At 59.2% G+C, this 23,548-nt stretch carries 19 protein-coding genes and 1 pseudogene; 9 read left to right on the forward strand and 11 right to left on the reverse strand.

The features are described from left to right. The 5 genes and pseudogenes from INT12_RS15945 to INT12_RS15965 form a co-directional block, all read left to right on the forward strand. A pseudogene (locus INT12_RS15945) lies at nucleotides 1–191 on the forward strand (4-hydroxy-2-oxovalerate aldolase); the annotation flags it as partial. 10 nt (nucleotides 192–201) lie between these two features. Next, a complete protein-coding gene (locus INT12_RS15950) occupies nucleotides 202–1,206 on the forward strand; it encodes a CDP-6-deoxy-delta-3,4-glucoseen reductase (protein ID WP_128191493.1) in 1,005 nt (334 codons plus the stop codon). A gap of 114 nt (nucleotides 1,207–1,320) precedes the next feature. Continuing rightward, the gene (locus INT12_RS15955; protein ID WP_026139849.1) at nucleotides 1,321–2,955 is read left to right on the forward strand and encodes a methyl-accepting chemotaxis protein; all 1,635 of its coding nucleotides are present in this window, start codon (nucleotides 1,321–1,323) and stop codon (nucleotides 2,953–2,955) included. Nucleotides 2,956–3,032: 77 nt separating this feature from the next. Continuing rightward, nucleotides 3,033–3,422, forward strand: coding sequence for a DUF2946 domain-containing protein (locus INT12_RS15960; RefSeq protein ID WP_017845565.1), 390 nt, complete (start codon nucleotides 3,033–3,035; stop codon nucleotides 3,420–3,422). A gap of 209 nt (nucleotides 3,423–3,631) precedes the next feature. Beyond that, entirely contained in the window at nucleotides 3,632–4,213 is a 582-nt protein-coding gene (locus tag INT12_RS15965) for a putative natural product biosynthesis protein (RefSeq protein ID WP_026139850.1), read from the forward strand. 907 nt (nucleotides 4,214–5,120) lie between these two features. On the opposite strand, the gene dctM is transcribed toward INT12_RS15965, so the two are convergent. The 3 genes from dctM to INT12_RS15980 form a co-directional block, all read right to left on the reverse strand. After that, nucleotides 5,121–6,404: a C4-dicarboxylate TRAP transporter large permease protein DctM gene (dctM, locus tag INT12_RS15970; protein ID WP_017845567.1), complete on the reverse strand. Its 1,284-nt coding sequence runs from the start codon at nucleotides 6,402–6,404 to the stop codon at nucleotides 5,121–5,123. Next, entirely contained in the window at nucleotides 6,401–7,033 is a 633-nt protein-coding gene (locus tag INT12_RS15975) for a TRAP transporter small permease (protein WP_046486948.1), read from the reverse strand. The genes dctM and INT12_RS15975 overlap by 4 nt, the downstream gene beginning before the upstream one ends. Before the next feature lie 65 nt (nucleotides 7,034–7,098). Further along, the gene (locus INT12_RS15980) at nucleotides 7,099–8,094 is read right to left on the reverse strand and encodes a TRAP transporter substrate-binding protein (protein ID WP_026139851.1); all 996 of its coding nucleotides are present in this window, start codon (nucleotides 8,092–8,094) and stop codon (nucleotides 7,099–7,101) included. 714 nt (nucleotides 8,095–8,808) lie between these two features. Here INT12_RS15980 and INT12_RS15985 point away from each other — a divergent pair. Together INT12_RS15985 and INT12_RS15990 are read left to right on the forward strand one after the other, a co-directional pair. After that, complete coding sequence (locus tag INT12_RS15985; RefSeq protein ID WP_226926215.1) at nucleotides 8,809–8,964, forward strand: F0F1 ATP synthase subunit gamma; 156 nt, start codon at nucleotides 8,809–8,811, stop codon at nucleotides 8,962–8,964. Nucleotides 8,965–9,309: 345 nt separating this feature from the next. Continuing rightward, the gene (locus INT12_RS15990; protein ID WP_017845571.1) at nucleotides 9,310–10,764 is read left to right on the forward strand and encodes a TrkH family potassium uptake protein; all 1,455 of its coding nucleotides are present in this window, start codon (nucleotides 9,310–9,312) and stop codon (nucleotides 10,762–10,764) included. A 314-nt stretch (nucleotides 10,765–11,078) separates the two neighbouring features. On the opposite strand, the gene INT12_RS15995 is transcribed toward INT12_RS15990, so the two are convergent. From INT12_RS15995 to INT12_RS16005, 3 genes are read right to left on the reverse strand one after another with little or no spacing between them, the layout of a single operon-like run. Further along, nucleotides 11,079–11,465 carry a DUF1850 domain-containing protein gene (locus INT12_RS15995; RefSeq protein WP_017845572.1) on the reverse strand — a complete coding sequence of 129 codons (387 nt, stop codon included), beginning with the start codon at nucleotides 11,463–11,465 and terminating at the stop codon, nucleotides 11,079–11,081. Then, complete coding sequence (locus tag INT12_RS16000) at nucleotides 11,462–13,489, reverse strand: TRAP transporter permease (protein WP_046486953.1); 2,028 nt, start codon at nucleotides 13,487–13,489, stop codon at nucleotides 11,462–11,464. Before INT12_RS16000 ends, INT12_RS15995 begins: the two co-directional genes overlap by 4 nt. A 60-nt stretch (nucleotides 13,490–13,549) precedes the next feature. Then, entirely contained in the window at nucleotides 13,550–14,503 is a 954-nt protein-coding gene (locus INT12_RS16005; RefSeq protein WP_102617500.1) for a TAXI family TRAP transporter solute-binding subunit, read from the reverse strand. Between the two features lie 241 nt (nucleotides 14,504–14,744). On the opposite strand from INT12_RS16005, the gene INT12_RS16010 reads away from it, so the two are divergent. Beyond that, nucleotides 14,745–16,067: a chloride channel protein gene (locus INT12_RS16010; RefSeq protein WP_193040697.1), complete on the forward strand. Its 1,323-nt coding sequence runs from the start codon at nucleotides 14,745–14,747 to the stop codon at nucleotides 16,065–16,067. 6 nt (nucleotides 16,068–16,073) lie between these two features. Here the strand turns inward: INT12_RS16010 and INT12_RS16015 are convergent, their stop codons facing one another. The 5 genes from INT12_RS16015 to INT12_RS16035 form a co-directional block, all read right to left on the reverse strand. After that, a complete protein-coding gene (locus INT12_RS16015; protein WP_193040698.1) occupies nucleotides 16,074–17,351 on the reverse strand; it encodes a DUF2254 domain-containing protein in 1,278 nt (425 codons plus the stop codon). 580 nt (nucleotides 17,352–17,931) lie between these two features. After that, nucleotides 17,932–18,807, reverse strand: coding sequence for an ABC transporter permease subunit (locus INT12_RS16020; RefSeq protein ID WP_017845577.1), 876 nt, complete (start codon nucleotides 18,805–18,807; stop codon nucleotides 17,932–17,934). Beyond that, nucleotides 18,804–19,685 carry an ABC transporter permease subunit gene (locus INT12_RS16025; RefSeq protein ID WP_162231507.1) on the reverse strand — a complete coding sequence of 294 codons (882 nt, stop codon included), beginning with the start codon at nucleotides 19,683–19,685 and terminating at the stop codon, nucleotides 18,804–18,806. Before INT12_RS16025 ends, INT12_RS16020 begins: the two co-directional genes overlap by 4 nt. A 44-nt stretch (nucleotides 19,686–19,729) precedes the next feature. Next, nucleotides 19,730–20,872, reverse strand: coding sequence for an ABC transporter ATP-binding protein (locus tag INT12_RS16030; protein ID WP_126586841.1), 1,143 nt, complete (start codon nucleotides 20,870–20,872; stop codon nucleotides 19,730–19,732). A 245-nt stretch (nucleotides 20,873–21,117) separates the two neighbouring features. Then, the gene (locus INT12_RS16035) at nucleotides 21,118–21,879 is read right to left on the reverse strand and encodes a gamma-glutamyl-gamma-aminobutyrate hydrolase family protein (protein WP_169886574.1); all 762 of its coding nucleotides are present in this window, start codon (nucleotides 21,877–21,879) and stop codon (nucleotides 21,118–21,120) included. A gap of 265 nt (nucleotides 21,880–22,144) precedes the next feature. Here INT12_RS16035 and INT12_RS16040 point away from each other — a divergent pair, with 265 nt between their 5' ends. After that, nucleotides 22,145–23,521, forward strand: coding sequence for a glutamine synthetase family protein (locus tag INT12_RS16040; RefSeq protein ID WP_017845581.1), 1,377 nt, complete (start codon nucleotides 22,145–22,147; stop codon nucleotides 23,519–23,521). Nucleotides 23,522–23,548 lie beyond the last annotated feature (27 nt).

Genomic DNA, 23,548 nt, shown 5'->3' on the forward strand with positions numbered 1-23,548 from the left:
CCCTGGCGCTGGGGTATGCCGGGGTCTATTCGAGCTTCCTGCGCCATGCCGAAATCGCTGCGGCCAAGTACGGTTTGAAGACCGTGGACATCCTCGTCGAGCTGGGCAAACGCCGGATGGTCGGTGGCCAGGAAGACATGATCGTCGACGTCGCGCTGGACCTGTTGGCCGCTGGCAAGCACACACACTGAGGAGGCGCGCATGAGCTATCAACTGCAGATTCTTCCGGTCGGCCTGAGTTGTCCGCTACTGCCTGAACAAACCGTGCTGGACGCGGCGCTGGCCGACGGCCTGATGCTCAAGCACAGCTGCCGCACCGGCACGTGCGGCAGTTGCAAGGGCCAGGTGCTCAGCGGTGAAGTGGAGCACGGCGACAGCCCGCTGGAGGTACTCAGCGCGGCCGAGCGGGCGCAGGGGTTGGCGCTGTTTTGCTGCGCCACGGCGCGCTCCGACCTGGTGATCGAGGCGCCGGAAGTGACGGCGTTACGCGGTATCGGCATCCAGCAGATGGGCGTGCGTGTTGCCAGCCTCGACAAGGTCAGCAGTGACGTTGCAGTGCTGCGGCTGACACTCGCCCCGGGCGCCGGGTTTACTTATTTCCCGGGCCAGTACGTGCAGGTGTTGCTCAAGGATGGCAGCCGGCGCAGCTATTCGATGGCGACCCACACCCCACGGGACAACCAGTTGGAGCTGCACATTCGACACATGCCCGGCGGGGTGTTCAGCGGGCATGTGTTCAACGCCTTGCAACCCAAGGCCATCCTGCGCATGGAAGGCCCGTTCGGCTCGTTCTACCTGCGCGACAGCGAGCGGCCGATGATCTTCCTGGCCAGCGGCACCGGTTTTGCGCCGATCCAGGCCTTGCTCGAACAGCTGCGCGAACAGGGGCACAACCGGCGTCCGGTTTACCTGTACTGGGGCGGCCGGCGCCGTGAGGATCTGTATCGGCATGAACAGTTGCTGGCCTGGGAGGCGCAGTTGCCGTGGCTGCGCTACACCCCGGTGCTGTCCGATCCTACCCCGGCCTGTGATTGGCAGGGCGCGACCGGCTTCGTCCACCGCCAGGTGCTGAGCGACTTCCAGAGCCTCAAGGGGTTTGAAGTGTATGCCTGTGGCGCGCCGATCGTGGTTGATTCGGCGCGGCGCGACTACGTCGAGTTGCGGCAACTGGAGGCGGCCGACTTCTATGCCGACGCCTTCGTCTAGAGCCTGACCGTGCGCGTTTTTTGCGTGCGTGCCCCCAGGCCAGGTGAATCAGGCGGCTCCCCGAGGCCGCCGGTTTGCTTGCCTGCCCAACAACAAGAATCCTGAGAGGCTTGCGTGCTGAATCTTAGAAAATGGCGCATCACGACGCGTATTGGCGCGTTGGTGGTTGGCCTGGGCGTGTTGATCATTTGCCTGGCCATCTGGCTGGGCCTGTTGCTGCAGCGCTCGTTGCTCGAAGAAAAAATGGCGGGCGTCGACACCGCGCTGAACACCGCCAATTCGATCCTTGCGTACTACGCCGGGCAAGTGGAAAACGGCCACATGAGCCTGGCGTTGGCCCAGCGCCAGGCCGCCGAGGTGGTCGGAACCCTGCGCTACCTGGGCGATAACTATTTGCTGATCCTCGACCTGGACTATCGGATGATCATGCACCCGACGGCGCCGGCGTTGGTGGGCAAGGCGCTGGGCGACTTCAAGGACCAGAACGGCAAGCCGTTTTCCCGCCAGTTCGTGCAGGGCGCGCGCGAGCAGGGGCGGGTGTTGGTGGATTACTACTTTCCCCGTGCCAATGGCGCGCCGGCCGAATACAAGCTGTCTGAGGCTCGCCTGTTCAAGCCCTGGGGCTGGGTGGTGGCGAGCGGCATCTACCCCAGCGATGTGCAACGGGTCGTCAACCGCGTGTTGGTGGCGCCGGCATGGATCAGCGCCGTGGTGCTGTTCGGGTTGATGCTGTTTGCCTGGATGATCATCCGCAGCATTACCCGGCCGCTGCGTGAGACGGTCGAGGTGCTGGGGGCCGCGGTCAGCGGGCAAACCGACCTGACGATACGGCTGCCCGCCGTTGGCAATGACGAACTCACGCAACTGTCACGCAGTGTCAACTGCTTGATCCATGCCGCCCACGAAGTCAGTCGAGGCACGGCAGTGGCCAGCGGGCAGGTGTTGCGCCTGAGTGACGACCTCGGCGAGGTCACAGCGGCTACCCAGACCAGCCTCGATCACCAACTGTTGGAAACCGACAGCCTGGTCACCGCCATGAATGAAATGGTCGCCACCGTGCAGGATGTCGCACGCAACGCCGCCGTGGCGGCAGATGCCACGCGGCTGGCCGAAGGGCAGGCCAGCGATGGGCAGCACATCGTTCAGTCGACCATCGACGCTATCCAGCAATTGGTCGAGGCGCTGTTCGGCACCCATGCTCTGGTCAAGCAACTGGAGGCTGACTCCAGCCGAGTCGGCAGTGTGCTGGATGTGATCAGCGCGATTGCCGAGCAGACCAACCTGCTGGCGCTCAATGCGGCAATCGAAGCCGCGCGGGCGGGCGAGTATGGGCGGGGGTTTGCGGTGGTCGCCGATGAGGTGCGGACCTTGGCTCAGCGCACGCAGGCCTCCACGGTGGAGATCAAGCAGATCATCGAGCAGGTGCAGTCAGGTGCCCGTGGGGCGCTGGAGCGCATCGTCGCAAACGTCGAAACGGCACGTGTCCCGGTCGAGATCTCGGCGCGGGCGGGCGACGCCTTGAAGCGGATCACCCAGTCGGCCGCGACCGTCAGCGACATGACCTTGCAGATCGCCAGTGCGGCCGAGCAGCAGGCGGTGACGGCGGATGAAATCAGCCGCACCCTGGCGCGCATCCATACGCTGGTGACGGTCAGCGGCGCGTCCAGCGTCAGCACGCGTGATTCCAGCGACGCGTTGCGGCAGTTGGCACGGGTGCTGGAAGGGCAGGTCGAGCAGCTCAGGCTTTGAAGGCTCGCTGTTTGAACCTGTGAGGCGACATTGGTCGCGCTTCAACCGACTGGCTGTTCGGTGTTAGAGTCGCCGCCATGAAACTGACCCGCTCAGACCGCTCGCTCATTGCCTGGACGCTGTATTTCTGCGTCCTGTTCAATGTGTTCGCCTGCGGTTTGGCTCACGGACAGGTGACGGGCCTGACGCTCAATGGCGTCGGCGGGCAGTTCTGCTCCTCCCAGGGCAGTTCCGCGCCGACCTCGAAAACAGACCTCGCCGATCTGTCCGCCAGTGGCTGGGCCGGGAGTTTTGCTTGTCCGATCTGCTCGTCCGTGACCTTGAGCATCGCCTTGCTGTTCTGTCTGGGCTGGTTGCTGCGGATCGCGCAGGTACGCCGGCCTGACCGCGAACAGCGCTGCAAGGCGCCCCCACGTTATTCCTGGCCCTCGGCCAACCCCAGAGCTTCCCCCGCACTTTGCGCATGACCGCGTTTGTCTAAGCCCCCTTGTGCCTGTCGACCCAGGTTCGTCAGGCGTCGCGGGGGGCTCCACGGTTAAAGGTGACACGGGAAGGAGCACAAAATGGCTCATGTATTTGCACGCCTCCATCGCCGGCTACTGTCAGGATTGGCGGCGACCGTTTACGCAAGAAAACACGCAAAATCCGCAACTGCGCCGATCGGCCGGAGGTCGCCATGCGCGCGCTAGCCGTTCCATCGGGGGCTTCGCGATTGGTCAGCAAAACCTCGCGTCTGCGTAATCAAGCGGACTTCCTGCTGCCGTTTCCGGATTACCCAGGTAATGCGCGCAGTTTCGTACACCTGGATGCCCGACTGCTGCCTTACTGGCACACCTTGTTCGATGTGTGCCCCGGCTTGCTCAAACTCGATCCGCCCGATGGCCTGAATATCTTTCGTGGCTTCATGACCTGGGCCTATCGCAATCATCCGCCGTTGAACTGGACCTATTACCTGAGCATATGCCGCTGGCTACTGGGCTCCAAGTATCAGGCGCGGATCAACGAAGAGCACATCGAGTCGTTTATGTGCGCTGCGGCGGCACGCTGGATCAATAGCGATGACAGCCAGGCTCGGGGGCTGGTGTTGGCCTGGCAGGGCGCGCCGCAAATGGTGTTCGATTGGAAGCAGGCACCTCGTCCGGTGCCCGGGCTTGAAGCTGATCTGGAGGAGTTTCCGCCCGTGCCCTGGGACTTTGCCTGGTGCCCGTTGACCGGCAAGGGCGGTGTGGGATTTCGCCGCTGGCTGCCGATTCCTTGACGCACTGTTGACCCAGGAGGGCGCCAGTGGGCTGCGACAAAACACCACGCCTGATCAGCATTGATCACTCGCGCCGCCAGCACCGCGGATCGTGCCGATCAGCGCACGAGGTGTGGCCGATTGTCGCAGTTGTTGCCCTGAGACTGTGCTCATAAAGTGTGCAGGCTTTGAGCGGAGGCAGACACTTCCACGGTAGCTCGAAGCGCGGCATTTGAACCCGTTCATGTGCCGGTTGCCAGGCCCTCTTCCCAGAGGGCTTTTTTTCGCCTGATAAACCCGGTCCTCACTCGCCCGCGTGCCGGTTTGGCGTTCATGAGCCAGGTTCATGGGGCTCGGCACTGCGGTTGTTGGCGTTGAGCGAGGAGGCCGGTGCGACAGCCCGCCACAGTCAGGAGGGCAGAGCGCCAAGGCGTGGTTCTTGATTGTGCAATGAGGCGCTGTCTGTGGTGGTTTGTCGCAGGTCAGGTGGCGCGCACGGGCATGCTAGATTCTGCGTCGACACGACATTTTCCCTTGGCAGGGTTTGGGTCGCGTTACTGAGCGCCGGGAATCGCAAGGTTCCTGGCGCTCCTTCAATGTGCGTTCGAGCCTCAACCAACGGTTGCGGGCTCTGCAGATTAACGGTTGAAGCACGGAATATGTCCTGTCCACGGGCATTGCTGACGACATAACAATTGCAGGGATTCTTGCATGCTTTCCAACAGGCACCCACCGCACGCTCGGCCCACCCTCGGCCTTCTGGTCTGCCTGTTCGCGTGCCTGTTTCAAGCCCTGGCCTGGGCCAGCATGCCCGTGCCAATCGCCGTTTCAACGGGCGAGCGGGTAGTCTTTTGCACTGCCAACGATTGGCGCCTTAACACTACCGGTTTCACCGGCAGCAACCCTCAAGTGTCCGCAAGCGTGGTCATTAATTCATGCCCAGCCAGTTGGGCAGGGCCAGGGATATCCAAGGTACATAGGTAATCAGTATCAGGAACAGCAGCAAGAGCATCAGCCAGGGCATGGCCGCCTTTATGGTGGCCGGCACCGACATCCCCGTCACGGCGGACGTCACGAACAAGTTCAGGCCGACTGGCGGCGTGATCAAGCCGATCTCCAGATTGACCACCATGATGATGCCAAGGTGAATCGGGTCGATACCCAGTTTCATGGCAATCGGAAAAAGGATCGGCGCCAGGATCAGGATAATGGCCGAGGGCTCCATAAAGGCGCCGGCCACCAACAAGACGATGTTCACTACCAGCAGGAAGGTCACTGGTGTCAGTCCTGCCTCGATCACCCAGGCTGTGATCTGCTGGGGTAATTGCTCGGTGGTCAATACGTGAGCAAAGAGCATGGCGTTGGCAATGATGAACATCAGCATGATGCTCAACTTGGCAGAGTCCAGCAGCACTTTGGGTGTCTCGCGAAACGTCAGATCCTTGTAGACGAACAAGGCGATGAACGCCGAATACACGGCGGCAACGGCAGCGGCTTCTGTCGGTGTGAACATCCCGCTGTAAATGCCACCCAGGATGATCAACATCAGCAGCAAGCCCCAGATGGCTTTGCGCGCGGCGCTCAGAAACTCACGCAGGGTTGCGCGCGGCATGGCCGGTAAGTTTTTCTTAACCGCGACGATGTAGATCGCCACCATCAGCGCTATACCCAGCAACAGGCCAGGTATGACGCCGGCCATGAACAGCTTGCCGACGGACGTCTCGGTGGCGGCGGCATAGACCACCATCACGATCGAGGGCGGTATCAGGATGCCCAGAGTGCCCGCGTTACAGACGATTCCCGCGCCGAATGCCTGCGGATACCCGGAGCGCACCATGCCGGCAATGGCGATCGAGCCTACTGCTGCAACCGTTGCAGGGCTGGAGCCGGACAGGGCTGCAAACAGCATGCAGGCCAATACGGCGGCGATGGCAAGCCCCCCACGAATATGGCCGACGCAGGCGTTGGCAAAATCGATCAGCCGGCGTGCGACGCCGCCGGTGGTCATGAAGGCGCCTGCAAGCAAGAAAAACGGAATCGCTAGCAGGGTGTAGTGCTCTGACGTTTCAAACAGCTTTATCGCCAGGGAACGTACCGAGTCGGGGCTGAAAAATACAATGGTCAGCGAACCCGCCAGGCCCAAGGAAATGGCGATGGGCACGCCAATGAACATCAAGGCGAACAGTGTCGCGAACAGGAAGGCAATGGTCATGACTTGTCGTCCTCGTGTTCGGTCAGTTTCATCACGTCCGCAGCCTCATCGGCCAGGCCAAGGCCGGTTTGGCGGTGCAGCAGGATACGCACGAAAATTTCAGCGAAACGGATGAACACCAATGCAAAACCCACAGGGACAATCAGCCCTATGTGCCACTGCATGATCCCGTAGTGCCCCAGATCCTCGGCGCCTATTCCTGCTGACATCAGGGTATGAATCCACTCGAAGCTGGCCACACTGAATAGCCCGGCATAGAGCAGGCAGCAGAGACAGGCCAACATCCCAATGAGCCGCTGGACGGGTTTACTGACCAGCTTCACCAGCGCATCAACGCCGATATGCCCGGCCGTGCGCACGCCGTAGGACAGGCCGAAGAAGATCAGCCAGCCAAACAGCGCCTTGGTCAGTGAGGTGCTCCAGGTCATGGCTTGAGCCATGCTCATGACGCGATCGCCGAGGGCGAACAATAAGTCGCTGGCGCCTTCCCAGTTGTCGGCAAGTTTGTAGAACAGCGTATAGAGGTTGTTGAGAATGACGTAGACGAACGTTACCAATGTCATGGCGGCCAAAAGGAAGACAATGAAGCCTTCCTCGAAGTGTTCCCAGATGCGCCGAAAGGCCTGCATGAATGGCATCTCCCGTATGGTAATGACTGGCAGGTGCTACCACGTCGGCAACACCTGCCTCCCGGTCATTGAGCCTTGTTGGCGGCTTCGGCTGCGGTGATCAGCTCAGGGCCGATATCTGCTTCGAATTTTTTCCAGACGGGTTTCATCGCGACGCGCCATTGTTCGCGCTGTTCAGGTGTCAGGGTGATGATTTCGGTGGTTTTGGCGGCGATGATGCTTTGCTTGGCATCCTGATTGAGCTGCTCGGCATCTTTGTTAACCTGCGCGGTCACCTGCACAATAATCTTGTCCAGTTCACTGCGAATGTCTGGCGGCAGGCCATTCCAAAACTTGGTGTTGGTGATCAGCATGTAATCGAGCACACCATGATTGGATTCGGTGATGTATTTCTGCACCTCATGCATTTTCTGGCTGTAGATGTTCGAGTAAGGGTTTTCTGCACCGTTGACCACACCGGTTTGCAAGCCCTGATACACCTCGGCAAAGCTCATCTTGCGCGGGTTGGCCCGCAAGGCCTTGAACTGCTCCTCAAGCACGGCAGAGGCTTGCACCCGAAATTTCAGGCCCCGGGCGTCACCAGGAACACGCAGCGGTTTGTTGGCAGACAACTGCTTCATCCCATTGTGCCAATAGGCCAGGCCGGTGATGTTTTTACTCTCCATGGACTTGAGCAGCCCTTGGCCCTGTGGGCTCATCTGGAAGCGGTCAACCGCAGCAATGTCATCAAACAGAAAGGGCAGATCGTACAGCTGGACGGTCTTTGTGTACTGTTCGAACTTGGCCAGTGACGGCGCAATTAACTGCACATCCCCCAGCAAAAGGGCTTCCATCTCTTTGCCATCACCAAACAACGATGAGTTGGAATAGACCTCGACCTTGACCTTGCCGGGCAGGCGTTCCTCTACCAGTTTCTTGAACAGCAGTGCGCCTTGCCCCTTTGGCGTGTGGTCGGCGACGACGTGTGAGAACTTGATGATGATTGGATCAGCTGCCATGACTGCACTCATGCTCCCTAGAGCAAACGTGCAGGCAAGTGCCTTGCAGAAGGATTTGAACATTTCGGGGAATTCCTTTTGTTTTTTTAGTTTTGTACAGTCGATGTTCTGACGTGTATTCGTTATGCGGTCAAGCAGTCAGTCTAGGCAAAAATTTACAACTAGATGTTCGGGCATCACTGCAAAGATCCACTAATAAGTAGTTTCCGAACCTTCTGCTCCTGCACGACACCTACGGAGCTCGATCGGGAGCCTTTCCCACCAGCTCCCGGTATGGAATGGCCCCCTGACAACGGCGCTGTAGTACTACTCAAGGGGCTACTCTATAGCCTGTCAGGCCGCTAACTCGGGGCTGTGCAATTGTGGAGCAGAGCAGACGTTTAGGCGTTGCGCGGCCATTGAATTCACGGGCCTCACACCGTGTTCAGATCGCGCCGAAAAAGAAGGTTACTGAATATGTCGGAGCTACCAGGGCCTCAACAAAATCATGTCCTCGCCGAGCTCCCGGGCGAGGTTCGGCATCGTCTGCGCCCCCAACTCGGGGGGGCATCTCCAGACTCAATCAGCCGGCAGCTGTGCCATTGGTTGTTGCTGTCGCTCGCCCGACGGCCCTGAACAGGCCTGGCTACCACGCTGCTCCGGCACACGCTCATTACCATTTTTAATCAGCGCGACAAGAACGTGTTGTGTGTATTGCGCCATTGGCCAGCGAGCGTCGGCAGTGGCCAAGGCGGTGGCCAACCTGCGTGAGAGAGGGGCGCTGGCCGTCTTGCCGCGATGCAGCGCGCAGACCGCAACATCGGTGAACTGTTGCAAGACCTTGACACCACCTATCACTGTTTGCGCCAAGCCGACATCGACGAGGAACTCTTTGACGTGATTTCAGGTTTTGACGCCCTGTCGCCGAACGCCGATGCCGGTCCCCAAGGCTGAGCAGGGCACCACGCTTGAAGCACAGGCCATCGCAAAAAAACTGTAAACCAAGGTCAAGGGGCTGTTCCACCTGAAGGCCTCGGAAGAGGATGTGATTTAAGAAAGGTACCGCCGCTTTCCATGGATCTGAACAACCTATGAAAGCGCCCCCCGCGTCAATGTGGACGCAATGTCTGCAGGTTTGAAAAAAAGTGCTGGGGCAACCCTCCTTAACCGCGCAGTCTTTGGAATAGGCTAAGGTTGGCGAAACGACTGATCGTCCATAGAAACTTTACGCAAAATTTACGGGCTCAAAAATGTTAGCAGTCCGATACTGCGCGGCGCTAATTTGGCAGGTTTTTTCTTATGTCCCTCGCGGCAATACGGCTCATCGGCTTTGTCTTAGGTCTTTTTCTTATTACGCTGGCTATAAGCATGGCCATCCCCATGATCACGCTGGTGGTCTATGAGCGCAGCGACGACCTGTCCGCCTTTCTTTGGTCCAGTTTGATTACGTTCATCTGCGGTCTGTTGCTGATCATGCGAGGGCGCCCAGAGACGGCTCAACTTCGTCCAAGGGATATGTACCTGCTGACCACCGGCAGTTGGGTGGTGGTGTGTACCTTCGCAGCGTTGCCAATGGTGTTTATCCATCACATCAGTTACACCGATGCTTTTTTTGAAACGATGTCTGGCATCACAACCACGGGCTCAACGGTGTTGAGTGGTTTGGACACCGCCTCTCCTGGGCTGTTGATCTGGCGATCAATGCTTCACTGGCTGGGAGGGATCGGCTTTATCGGCATGGCCGTGGCGATTCTTCCGCTACTGCGAGTAGGGGGCATGCGTCTTTTCCAGACTGAGTCTTCAGACTGGTCGGAAAAAGTGACGCCGCGCTCCCATGTAGCAGCCAAATACATCCTTTTTCTTTATCTGGGACTCACTGGCGCCGGAACGCTCGCGCTCTGGATTGCCGGGATGACGCCGTTTGAAGCCGTCAACCACGCCATGTCGTTGATCTCTACCGGCGGCTTCTCGACGTCGGACGCTTCTCTAGGGCATTGGACACAGCCTGCCATTCACTGGGTTGCAGTCGTCATCATGATTCTGGGTAGCCTGCCTTTTACGTTGTATGTCGCGACATTGCGCGGCCATCGTCGTGCGCTGCTGAAGGATCACCAGGTTCGCGGATTTATTGGGTTCTTGGTCTTCACGTGGCTGGTGGTAGGTACTTGGCTGTGTTTTCACAGCGATTACGGATGGTGGGAAGCATTTCGTATCGTGGCAATAAATGTGACTTCGGTTGTCACCACCACTGGCGTCGCCGTGGGCGATTACACCTTGTGGGGCAGTTTCGCCGTTTTGCTCTTTTTCTATTTGACCTTCGTCGGTGGGTGTTCAGGTTCCACGGCGGGTGGTCTTAAAATCTTCCGTTTTCAAGTGGCGGCCGCGCTATTGGTGAGCAGTTTGAAGCAACTGATCCATCCTCGCGCCGTGATTCAGAAAAAGTACAACGGCCACCCTATTGACGAAGAGATCTTGCGTTCGCTTTTGACTTTCTCATTTTTCTTCTCCATCACGATTGCCGCGATTGCCTTGGGCCTGAGTCTCATTGGGCTGGATTGGACAACTGCGTTGAGCGGTGCGGCTACGGCAGTGTGTAACGTCGGGCCTGGGCTTGGCACGATCATTGGGCCGGCCGGTAACTTCTCATCATTACCGGATGCCGCAAAATGGCTCTTGACCGTAGGAATGCTGCTTGGAAGGCTGGAAATCCTGACGGTGTTAGTGCTCGTCACGCCGGTATTTTGGAGATATTGATTATTCACTGTTCACAGGGCTCGAGCCGAGGTAGACGGTCAATACCCAGGGCCGTCGCGACGTGAAGCGCCCATTGCGTCTCCCGCCTGGCCCTTGCCGCTAATCAGCATTTGCTGTGCGGTATCGACAAGTGCCCGCGCGCCTGTACAGGCGGCCCAAGTGCTATTCGATGATTTCATTGAGCGTGCAGTACCAGCGTGTCCACCAATAGCCTTGCTCTGCGTCCACAAGGACGACCAATGGCCGCCCCCCAGTTTATGTTCGGCGTCGAACAGGCTAACGGGTTGACTGAGATGAGGGGGAATAGTGATGACTTATCCGGCCTTGCACGTCCACATTTGAATAAAAGGCTGGCGAGCGGTTGGCGCGCCAATCCAGTGACTCAGGGCGTGACACTGGCCATCAACGCACAGCTGGTAATCGCCAGCCTCCGGTGTGCGCCCCAGGCGCAAGGGTTGCAAAGGCGGCAATTGGCGCCGGTAATGCCAACTGCCATTTTCCAGCCACGCCCCGTCGGGAACTTCCATTCCTGCACCGTTACCGCGTACACGAGCCTCTTCCAGCACCAGCCCTTGCTCGGTCACGCGGTAGTCTTCCTCCCAGCGGATCTTTTCAATGGTGTGATCCCATGCCAGCGTGAAGTGTGAAACCGACAACTGGGCCCACAGCACGCCGGTCAAGCCCAGGCATACGCCGATCATGGATTGGCTAGCGCGGCCCGGCGGGACCGCCAGACGTGCTGGACTATCACACAGAGTCCCAGCGCGAAGCCCAGTTCATCGGTCAGCGGTAACGCCACCACGAGGAGTGCCCCGGCAGCGACACTCAGCAAACGCTCCCATAGAGGCATCTTGCGCTGCCAAAAGCCAGTGGATGCGATGCCCCATAACCCGACCGCGAATAGGGTCTTGAGCAGCATGTAGACGGACATCCACACACTGTCACCTTGCAGCATCAACGCTGGGTTGTAGACCGCCATGAACGGTATGACAAAGCCCGCCAGCGCTATTCGCACCGCCCATAGGCTGATCTTGAACCCGGTCTCTTTAGCGATCGGTGCCGCTGCAAAGCAGGCGAGGGCGACAGGGGGAGTCAGGTCGGCGAGGATGCCGAAGTAAAACACGAACATGTGCGACACAATCAGCGGTACGCCCAATTCGAGGAGGGCAGGGGCTGCGATCGAACTGGTGATGATGTAGTTGGGAATGGTCGGAATCCCCATGCCCAGCACCAGGCACGTGATCATTGTGAGTATCAGTGACAGCAGCAGGTTGTCTCGGCCAATGCCCAAGATATAACCCGCAAACGTAGAGGCAACGCCGGTCAGTGAAACCACACCAATAATGATGCCCACCAGCGCGCACGCGATCCCCACCGGTACAGCATGACGAGCGCCTTCGACCAACGCGTGCAGGCAGATGGTCAGCGTTTCGTGCCCTCCTTTGATGACCCCACAGACCCCCACCAGCACTGCAATGACGGCAAAGATCACGCCGATACCCAGTTGGAAAAAGCCGGTACAGAGGATGCCGAGCGCAATCCAGAAGGCGCAGCGCAAGCCGAAGCTTTGCACTTTCAGGATGATCGCCGAGCCAAGAATCACGATGGCCGTGAGTGCAAGTCCGACCATTCCGGAAAACAGCGGCGTGCGCCCGGAAAACAGCAAGTAGACCAATACCAGCAGCGGAATGAGCAGGTACCACTTCTCCCTCACGGCGCCCAATGCACTGGGGCATTGATCCTTGGGCAGGCCCTTGAGGTTGGATCGCTTGGCTTCCAGATGGACCATCCAGAAGACCGAACCGAAGTAGAGGATGGCGGGAATCAACGCGGCCTTGGCAATCTCCACGAATGGTACGTTGATGGTTTCAGCCATGATGAAGGCGACTGCGCCCATCACCGGCGGCATCAGTTGACTGCCCATGCTGGCGGTTGCTTCCACGCCTCCGGCAAACGCGGCCCGATAACCAAAGCGCTTCATCAGTGGAATAGTGAATTGCCCCGTAGTCACCACGTTGGCGATGCCCGAACCGGTGATGGTGCCCATCAGTGCCGACGACGCAACGGCAACCTTGGCAGGCCCTCCCTGTTTGTGGCCGAACAGGCCCATGGCAAAGTCGGTGAACAGTTTGATCATGCCGGCCTGTTCGAGGAACGCTCCGAACAGGATAAACAGGAAGATGTAGGTCGCTGAAACATAGGTTGGCGTGCCGTACAGCCCTTCGGTGCCAAAAGACAGTTGGTTGATGATTTGGTCGAAACCATAACCTCGATGGGCCAGATCGCCCGGCAAATACTCGCCAAACAGACCATAAGCCAGGAACAGGCCGCAAATGACCGGCAGGGCAATGCCCATCACTCGTCGAGCGGCTTCGAACACGAGCACCACCAGTAGAATGCCGATCACCATGTCCGCCGTTGTCAGATCCCCGGAACGCTGGATCAGGTCAGCCTCATACCTCCATTGATACAGGGCGGTGGCAATGGCGGCGAGGCTGAGTATCCAGGCCAAGGGTTGCCAAGGGCGTTTATTGCCATAGGCCGGATAGCTGAGGTAGACCACCCACAGCAGGAAACCGACGTGTATCGCGCGCAATACCTGGCTCGAAAAGGGCGAAAACGCTGCCGTGACGATCTGAAAAATCGAAAATAACAACGCTACGTAAAACAGCGTTTTTGGCCAGTCTCGCGGGTTCGCAGAGATGTCGTGATGATCTTCACTCATTAGTTACCTGCCTCACTGCATGGAAAAAGGGCGGGCTGTTGGCGCGGCGATACTGCGCCGCTAGAGCGCACCTTTTTCGGTGTAGTAGCGTTCGGCGCCCGGATGAAGCGCAATCGGCAGGTTCCTGGTGGCGTTTTCCAGTGTGATGTCCTTGGCGGCCGAATGAGCGTTACCCAGGCGCGGCAAGTTTTCGAACAGCAGTTTTGTCATCTGGTACGCCAACTCATCGGGTACATCCGAGCGGGTCACCAGAATGTTGACGATAGCAACCGTTGGCACCGCTTCAGGCTGGCCGTCATACGTATTGGCCGGAATCATCGCGCTGTGATAGGCCGGGTTGTCGATTTTTGCCACGACTTCCGGGGGGATGGCGACATAGTTCAGCGGCATCACCGATGACAAGTCGCGAATGGCCGCCATGCCCAGTCCAGACGACTGTAACGTCGCATCCAATTGCCGGTTCTTGATTAACTCGACAGACTCGGCAAAGGGCAGGTATTGCACCTTGCCCATGTCTGCATAGGTCAGGCCTGCCGCCTTTAAAATCGCTCGCGCGTTCAACTCGGTGCCCGATTTCGGTGCGCCGACCGAGAGGGTTTTGCCTTTAAGGTCCGCGAGCGTCTTGATTCCCGACTCTTTGCTGGCGACGATTTGGATGTAGTTGGGATACGCTCCGGCAATCGCGCGCAATTTGGTCAGCGGTGCGTTGAAGCCAGCTTCCTCGACGCCGTTCTTTGCATCCGCCACAGAGTCGCCCAGCGCCAGTGCCAACTCGCCTCGACCGGACTGCAGCAGGTTCAGGTTCTCCACGGACGCTTTAGTGGCCTGCACCGAGGTCTTCACGTCGGGTATGCCTTCACTGTAGATCTGCGACAGGCCAACCCCAATCGGGTAATACACCCCGCTGGTGCCTCCGGTCAGTATGTTGATGAACACAGGTGCCGCCTGGGCCGTGCAGGTGAGTGCCAGGGTTGTGGCGGCGGCCAGCAAGGTGAAGCGGTTCTTTACGCGCATGGGAATCTCTCCGTTTTGTTTGTTTTTATTCAGAGCGATTCAACTGTAGTTGATTGATCAGCACAGTGGCGAGCGGACAGTCCTACCCTGCATCAGATTGCCAAGGTAACTGCACGTGGAGTGGGTCGCAGGAGAAGATGATGGTTATAATCCTTTAGTCTCTGCTGGCTGGACCTGACCGTTTAACCCGGTAGTCTTGTTTTGTGGGGTTTATTAACCTCGACAACGGGAATCCGCTCGGGTGATCAAACCGATATTACTCATACGTCGTCGCTTTGCCTCGATCCGATGGCGTACTCGTGTGACGCTCTGGGCTGCTGCTACCTTCGCCGGGTTACTGGTTGTGCTATTCGCCCGGCTGGCCGACCTGGCGCTGATGCAGTTCGTTCAACAAACCGCCGACCGGCCTTGGCTGCCGTTTATCTACACGCCTTTGATCGGCATGTTCGTCGTATGGATGACCACCCGTTTTTTTGTCGGGGCACAAGGCAGCGGTATTCCTCAGGTCATTGCGGCTACGCGGTTGGCCCACCAAGGTAAGCCCGTGGATAAGTTGGTGTCCTTGCGCCTTGCTGTTGCCAAGATAGGGCTAGGTACCCTGGCGTTGACCGGTGGTTTTTCAGCAGGGCGTGAAGGCCCGTCAGTTCAAGTCGCCGCCTCGATCATGCATTTCTTCCACCGTTATCTGCCTAACGCTCGAATCATCCGCCCCGAAGATCTTATTCTGGCCGGTGGTGCAGCGGGTATTGCCGCCGCGTTCAACACGCCTTTGGCCGGCGTGGCTTTTGCGGTGGAGGAGTTGGGGCGCAAGTTGGAAACCCGTACCAGCGGGGTTTTGCTCAGTACGATCATCTTGTCGGGGATAGTCGCAATTGCTTTGCAGGGCAACTACAACTACTTCGGGCATTTCGACGTGCAAGAGGTCAATCTCGATATCATTGTCCCGGTGCTGGCGATTGGTATTGGCTGCGGCCTTATGGGAGGGTTATTCAGTCGGATGCTCCTGTGGCCGCAGAGGTATCGCCGATTTTTCGTCTGGGAATGGCGCCGCATGCACCCTGTCTGGTTCGCAGGTGGCTGCGGGATGATCGTGGCTATTCTCGGTTGGCTCAGTGGCGGGATGTCCTTTGGCAGCGGTTACGGGATCACATCCCAGATCATCGTGTCCGATATCGGTCTGCCCTGGCACGCGCCGATCACGCGTTTTCTCGCGACGGTAGTGACTTATTTTTCCGGTATCCCGGGCGGCATTTTTGCCCCGTCTCTGGCGGTAGGGGCTGCGGTAGGAGCCAACGTCGCTGAGTTCTTCACTCTGGCGGCACAGCCCATCATTGCCTTGTGCATGGTTGGCTTTCTGGCGGCTGTCACGCAATCGCCGATCACGTCCGCGATCATCGTGATGGAGATGATCGACAGCCATGGCATGGTGATCAGTCTGATGGCCGTTGCGCTGATTGCCAAAGCAGTCAGTGCCAGGATGGGGCCTGAGCTCTATCAACAGTTGGCGCGTGGCTTTTTGCAGTCGGAGGGCAGTGACGCCGCCACGCAAAAAGCCAAACCATAGGCTGGGTCAGCGCAGCAGTGGTCGCGCCACCGCGCTGAGCTTGTGCCGGTCTTCTTCCAGCACAAGCGCATTGTTCGCGTGCTTGAGCAGCAGGCCCGCGTGCCTGGCACAGGCACTGCTGAACATCGCCGGGTTTATCTGTGCGAGGCACACAAGTGCCTTCATCATGCGCAGGTCGACTTCCACCAAACCCGCGCCATCCCTGGCAATCGGTGCGAAGAAGTCATCGAACAGGTCATCTACTGTCAATGCGCGCAGGTAAACCTGCTGGCAATCGGTGTCGATTTTCGCGGCGGGTGCTTTGGGTTTACCCCAGCATGTCAGGCTTCTGATGCCGCGCCCAATGACGTCAATGGCAGTGCCGGGGTCATTGACGGCCGGCGACAAGGCGCGGGAGGCGATCTCTGACAGCACCGACAAGCCGAACCGGGGATCGTGTTCAAACGTGCGACGTACACCGATAGTCAGGGTAGAGATGATTTTTTCGCTACTCGACTGCTGTTCGCCCTCGCGCGGCTTGCTCAGACTGACGATTCGGGCGAGCGGCATGCCGACATGCACGAAGCTACCTGGCAGGACCTCCAAAAAAATGCGTGTCTCGTCTGCTTTGGCGATGGCGCCTAACGCCTGAACGTCGATGTGCTGGACATACCCTGTGTGGAGACTTGTGATGATCAGCGCAGAGTTCGGGACCATCGAGTCGCAAGGGTAGGCGGCTGCACCCAAATGCGGCCATTGGAGTCGATTGGTTATGGCGTCAATGGTCGCCTGCTCGACACGGTCAATGGTTTCTCCCACCCGGCCAAGCTTGGACAAATGATCGATCCAGCGCAAAAGGGTGTAGACAATCAGCATCACCACGGCGAGGGTCACCGCAAATAGCAAAACCCTTCCTTGTGTACCGTAAGCGCCGGTGCTCAGCGCAATAATTCCAACCAGGCTGAACAGGAATGAGCCGATAAAGGTGGCCAGGGCATTTTGTGTCGTGGTGTCTTCCATCACCAGCGTGGTGGCGCGAGGCGTCACGCCGCTGCTAGCCGCACCGTAGGCAGTCACCATCGTGCTTAACGAAAAGGTGGTCACGGCGAGCATGCTTGAGGCAATGATGCCCAAGATCTTGTCGACGGCGTCGGCGCCTATACGGGCGGGCAATGATTCGGGAATGTAGTCCTTGAAGACAACGGCGAGTAACGCGGTTGCAATGCCGAGCAAGGAAAACAGGCTTGCCCTGAACCACAGCCGTTTGGTCAGTTGATGTAACACCCAGCGCCAGCGTGCGAGCATTTTTTATACCTTGTGTGAGTAATACGCAGGGCCCTGGCCCCAGGGTTCAGGGAAACAAAGGCGGTGAGCTGATTATCCCTAAAGGAGTCTTTTGTATGGCCGAAGGTTCATTCAGCGTCTCTGCTTGCGGCACATGGGATCACTCGCTTGACCCATTTACCGATGGACATGCCCTGGATCAGGACAGAAAAAACCACCACCAGATACGTCAGGGAAACCACCACATCGCGGGCCGCCCCAGATGAGCACGCTCCAAGCACCTTCTGGTAGGCGCAAGCGTTGACCCAATACCGCGATTGGAACCCCTACAGTCAGCAATCGCGATAACAACGTCAGCAATATGCCCATCAGGAGGCTATTAATCGTAGGTAGCACGTTTTTATTCGGGGTCCACGAAGTGCCGCGCACTCTTTCGGGACGCAAAAAAGGCGCCCGAAGGCGCCAAGGGGTTCACCCTGACCGAGGGAGCCGGGTGAAGCCGTTCACAGCAATGGTCGCGGTGGTAAGGCGCGACGGGAACGGAAGCGGGGCGCGCCGAGTGAAGGTGCGCAGGGGTTCATTTGGGGTAACACACGACGGCCTAGGCCGTCGCGGGCGTGCGTTGCGGCTGCCAGGTTTCGCTGGTGGTCTGGTCCATGGCTTCCTGGATCGCCCGCTTGCGGTTGGCTTCGGCCTTGCGGCTGAAATACCAGACCATGAACGTCATCAGCGACACCGCCATCAGGATCAGGCTGGCCACGGCGTTGATCTCCGGCTTGACCCCCAGGCGCACGGCAGAGAACACCTCCATCGGCAGGGTGGTGGAGCCGGGCCCGGAGACGAAACTGGCGAGCACCAAGTCATCCAGGGACAAGGCGAACGACATCATGCCGCCCGCTGCCAACGACGGCGCGATCATCGGGATGGTGATCAGGAAAAACACCTTGAGTGGCCGCGCGCCGAGGTCCATGGCGGCTTCTTCGATGGACAGGTCCAGCTCGCGCAGGCGTGCCGAGACGACCACCGCGACATACGCGGCGCAGAACGTGGTGTGGGCGATCCAGATCGTCACCAGGCCGCGTTCCATGGGCCAGCCGATCATCTGCGCCATCGCCACGAACAGCAGCAGCAGCGACAGCCCGGTGATCACTTCCGGCATCACCAGGGGCGCGGTCACCAGGCCACCGAACAGGGTCCGGCCCTTGAAGCGGGTGACCCGGGTCAGCACGAACGCGGCCAGGGTGCCCAGGGCCACGGCGGCGACGGCGGTGTAGCAGGCAATCTCCAGGGAACGGGCCACCGAACCCATCAGTTGGGTGTTGTCCAACAGCCCCAGGTACCACTTGAGCGACCAGCCGCCCCAGACCGTCACCAGCTTGGAGGCGTTGAACGAATAGATCACCAGAATCAGCATCGGCAGGTAGATGAACAACAAGCCGAGCACCAGCATCAGGGTCGAAAAACTGAAACGCTTCATGCCCGTGCCTCCATTTCTTTGGCCTGGCTGCGGTTGAACAGCACGATGGGAATAATCAGGATCGCCAACATCACCACCGCCAGGGCGGACGCCACCGGCCAGTCGCGGTTGTTGAAGAACTCCTGCCACAGCACGCGGCCGATCATCAGGGTCTCCGGGCCGCCCAGCAGTTCCGGGATCACGAACTCGCCGACCACCGGAATGAACACCAGCATGCAGCCGGCGACGATGCCGTTCTTGGCCAGCGGCACGGTGATTTTCCAGAAGTTGTTGAAGTTGCTCGAACCCAGGTCCGAGGCGGCTTCCAGCAGGCTCTGGTCGTGCTTGACCAGGTTGGCGTAGAGCGGCAGCACCATGAACGGCAGGTAGGCGTAGACCACGCCGATGTAGACCGCCGTGTTGGTGTTGAGGATTTCAATCGGGCTCGATATCAGGCCGCACCCCATCAGGAACGCATTGAGCAGGCCGTTATTGCTGAGGATGCCCATCCAGGCATAGACGCGGATCAGGATCGCGGTCCAGGTCGGCATCATGATCAGCAGCAGTAATACGTTTTGCATTTCCTTGCGGGTCTTGGAAATCCCATAGGCCATGGGAAAACCGATCAGCAGGCACATCAGCGTGCTGAGCAGGGCGATCTTCAGCGAGCCCAGGTAGGCCGAGATGTACAACTCGTCGGCACCCAGCAGGCTGTAGTTACCCAGGTTCAGCAGCACCTGGAGTTTCTGGTCGACGAAGCCGTAGATCTGCGAATACGGCGGAATCGAGACGGTCGCTTCGGAGAAGCTGATCTTCATCACCAGGAAAAACGGCAGCATGAAAAACAGGAACAGCCAGAGGAAGGGAATGCCGATCACCAGCTTGCGACCGCTGGGCAGCACACGGATCAACGCTTGATGGAAAGTGCTCATGGTCGATGTACTCATGCCCGCAGTACCACGCCGCTGTCGTCTTCCCACCACACGTACACGGTGTCGCCCCAGGACGGTCGGGAGCCACGGCGTTCGGCGTTGGCCATGAACGACTGGACGATCTTGCCGCTGGGCAGCTCGACGTAAAACACCGAGTGCCCGCCGAGGTAGGCGATGTCGTGGACTTTGCCGCTGGACCAGTTGTGCGCGCAGGTCGGCATTTGGGTGGTGACCAGCAGCTTTTCCGGGCGGATAGCGTAGGTCACCGACTTGTCTTCCACCGAAGTGGCGATGCCGTAGCCGACGTAGATATTGCGGTCCAGGTCCGCGCACTTGAGCACCGCGTGGCCTTCGGCGTCGTCGACCACCTGGGTGTCGAAGATGTTGACGTTGCCGACGAACTCGCAGACCAGGCGGCTCACCGGCGCTTCGTAAATGTCCACCGGGCTGCCGATCTGGGCGATCCAGCCCAAGTGCATGATGGCGATGCGCTGGGCCATGGTCATGGCTTCTTCCTGGTCGTGGGTCACCATCACGCAGGTCACGCCGACGCGTTCGATGATCTCCACCAGTTCCAGTTGCATCTGCGAGCGCAGCTTTTTATCCAGGGCGCCCATGGGTTCGTCGAGCAACAGCAGTTTCGGGCGTTTGGCCAGGGAGCGGGCGAGGGCCACGCGTTGGCGCTGGCCGCCGGAGAGCTGGTGGGGTTTGCGCCGGGCGTATTGGGTCATGTGGACCAGCTTGAGCATTTCCTCGACCCGCGCCTCGATCTCGCTGGCTGGCAGGCGGTCCTGCTTGAGGCCGAAGGCGATGTTCTGGGCCACGGTCATGTGCGGGAACAGGGCATAGGACTGGAACATCATGTTGATCGGCCGCTCATAGGGCGGCATCTCGGTGATGTCCACGCCATCCAGCAGGATGCGGCCTTCGGTGGGCCGTTCGAAACCGGCGAGCATGCGCAGCAGGGTGGATTTGCCCGAACCCGAACCGCCGAGCAGGGCGAAGATCTCGCCCTGGTGGATCTCCAGGGACACATCGTCCACGGCCACGGTTTCGTCGAACTTCTTGGTCACGCGGTCGATCTTCACCAGCACCTTTTGCGGTTGCTGATGACCTTCCAGTGCCTTGCGATAAATGCTGGAGGCGTTTGCCATGTGAAACTCCCAACAGGTCGTCGGGCCAATGCGGCCTGACGTAATAAGGTTGATTGCAAACCTGCACCCTCAGTGCAATGCAGGTTTATTCGGCACCGCCGTCCTGGCTGCCTGGCCTTGCTTGTTGTTGTTCGGGTATTGCCGTTCACGCCGCACGGCAGGCGCACACAGGTGCGCGCGCCGCGTGGGCAGGGCGTGTCAATCGGTAAAGCGAGTGCTGGCGGCCCGGTGCGGGCCGCCTGGTGTCAAAGGCGCTGACGCTGCGCGGCACGTTGCCGGCAGGCATCGCCAAAGGCCTGGAAAATACTCAGGTAGGCCGGGTTCGACAGGACCTGCCATTCCGGGTGCCACTGCACGCCAAAGGCAAACGCCTGGCTGTGCTCCACGGAAACGGCTTCGATCAGGCCATCCGGGGCCAGGGCCTCGACCCGCAGGCCGTCACCCAGGCGGTCGATGCCCTGACTGTGGATCGAGTTGACCTGGATCTCGCCGGCCAGGCCCATGGCCTCGAACACGCCGCCGGGCTGGATCGCCACCGGGTGCGCCGGGGCGTACTGGACGTCGAGGCGCGGGTCGTCGGCTTCGCGGTGGTCCATAAAGCCCGGCAGTTCATGCACCTTCTGGTGCAGGCTGCCGCCAAAGGCCACGTTTATTTCCTGGAAGCCGCGGCAGATGCCGAGGACTGGCACGCCGGCCGCCACCGCAGCCCGCAACAGGGGCAGGGTGGTGGCGTCGCGTTGCGGGTCATGGGCGGTGCCCGGCGCGCTGGGAGCGCCTTGATAGTGGAAGGGTTCGACATTGGACGGCGAGCCGGTGAACAGCAGGCCGTCGACGTAGTGCAGCAGGTCCTTGATCTCGCAGAGGTCCGCCAGGGCAGGAATGATCACCGGCAGCCCGAGGGCCGCGACGCTGACAGCACGCAAATACTTGTCGCCGCTGACATGGTAGGGGTGCAAGCCAATCTCTTTGACGCACGCTGTAACACCGATCAATGGCTTGAGTGCCATTTTTATCACCTCGAAATTCACGCTGGAACGAGTTTTTCCAGAGCTTATCTCCGTTGATTTTAATTAACAACTTCAATGTAAAAAATTCTAAACGCTTGTGAGTGTGTTTGTGTTGATTGGTTGGATTGGCGCCCAATTTTGGTGCTTTATCTATCAATATAATTAACGTGCAGCGTCCGTTCTCGCTATTGACTTCACTTTGGCTTTCGGATTGACTGCTGTCACGAAACAGCTTTGAACATAATAATTAACACATAGGTGCATCATGTCGGTCCCACTGCGTACCGTTCAGCTCAACGAAGCCAACGCCTTTCTGAAAAAACACCCGGAGGTCCTGTACGTCGATCTGCTGATTGCAGACATGAATGGCGTGGTGCGCGGCAAGCGTATCGAACGCACCGCCTTGCATAAGGTGTATGAAAAAGGCATCAACCTCCCCGCGTCGTTGTTTGCCCTGGACATCAATGGCTCCACCGTGGAAAGCACCGGCCTGGGCCTGGATATCGGCGACTCCGACCGCATCTGCTACCCGATCCCCGACACCCTGAGCATCGAGCCCTGGCAGAAGCGTCCCACCGCGCAGCTGTTGATGACCATGCATGAACTCGAGGGCCAGCCGTTCTTCGCCGACCCACGGGAAGTGCTGCGCCAGGTGGTGAGCAAGTTCGACGAACTGGGCCTGACCATTTGCGCCGCGTTCGAGCTGGAGTTCTACCTGATCGACCAGGACAACGTGAACGGCCGTCCGCAAGCGCCGCGCTCGCCAATCTCCGGCAAGCGCCCGCATTCGACCCAGGTCTACCTGATCGATGACCTCGACGAATACGTCGATTGCCTGCAGGACATCCTCGAAGGCGCGAAAGAGCAGGGCATCCCTGCCGACGCCATCGTCAAGGAAAGCGCCCCGGCGCAGTTCGAGGTCAACCTGCACCATGTCAGCGACCCGATCAAAGCCTGCGACTACGCGGTACTGCTCAAGCGCCTGGTGAAAAACATCGCCTACGACCACGAGATGGACACCACCTTTATGGCCAAGCCCTACCCGGGCCAGGCCGGTAATGGCTTGCATGTACACATCTCGATCCTCGACAAACAGGGCAACAACATCTTCGCCAGCGAAGACCCCGAGACCAACGACGCCCTGCGTCACGCCATCGGCGGTGTGCTGGAAACCCTGCCGGCGCAGATGGCGTTCCTCTGCCCGAATGTCAACTCCTACCGCCGCTTCGGTGCGCAGTTCTATGTGCCGAACTCGCCGAGCTGGGGCATCGACAACCGCACCGTGGCCGTGCGCGTGCCGACCGGCGCGGCGGATGCCGTGCGTATCGAACACCGGGTGGCCGGCGCCGACGCCAACCCTTATCTGCTGATGGCCTCGGTACTGGCCGGTATCCACCACGGCTTGACCAACAAGATCGAGCCGGGTGCGCCGGTCGAAGGCAACTCCTACGAGCAGAACGAGCAGAGCCTGCCCAACAACCTGCGCGACGCCCTGCGCGAGCTGGACGACAGCGAGGTCATGGCCCGGTACATCGACCCGCTGTACATCGACGTGTTTGTCGCGTGCAAGGAAAGCGAACTGGCCGAGTTCGAAAACTCGATCTCCGACCTTGAGTACAACTGGTACCTGCACACGGTCTGACGGCCCTCCCACTTTTTGCGTTGAGCA

It is taken from the genome of Pseudomonas sp. K8, from assembly GCF_014889455.1.
In the GTDB taxonomy this organism is placed as follows: domain Bacteria; phylum Pseudomonadota; class Gammaproteobacteria; order Pseudomonadales; family Pseudomonadaceae; genus Aquipseudomonas; species Aquipseudomonas veronii.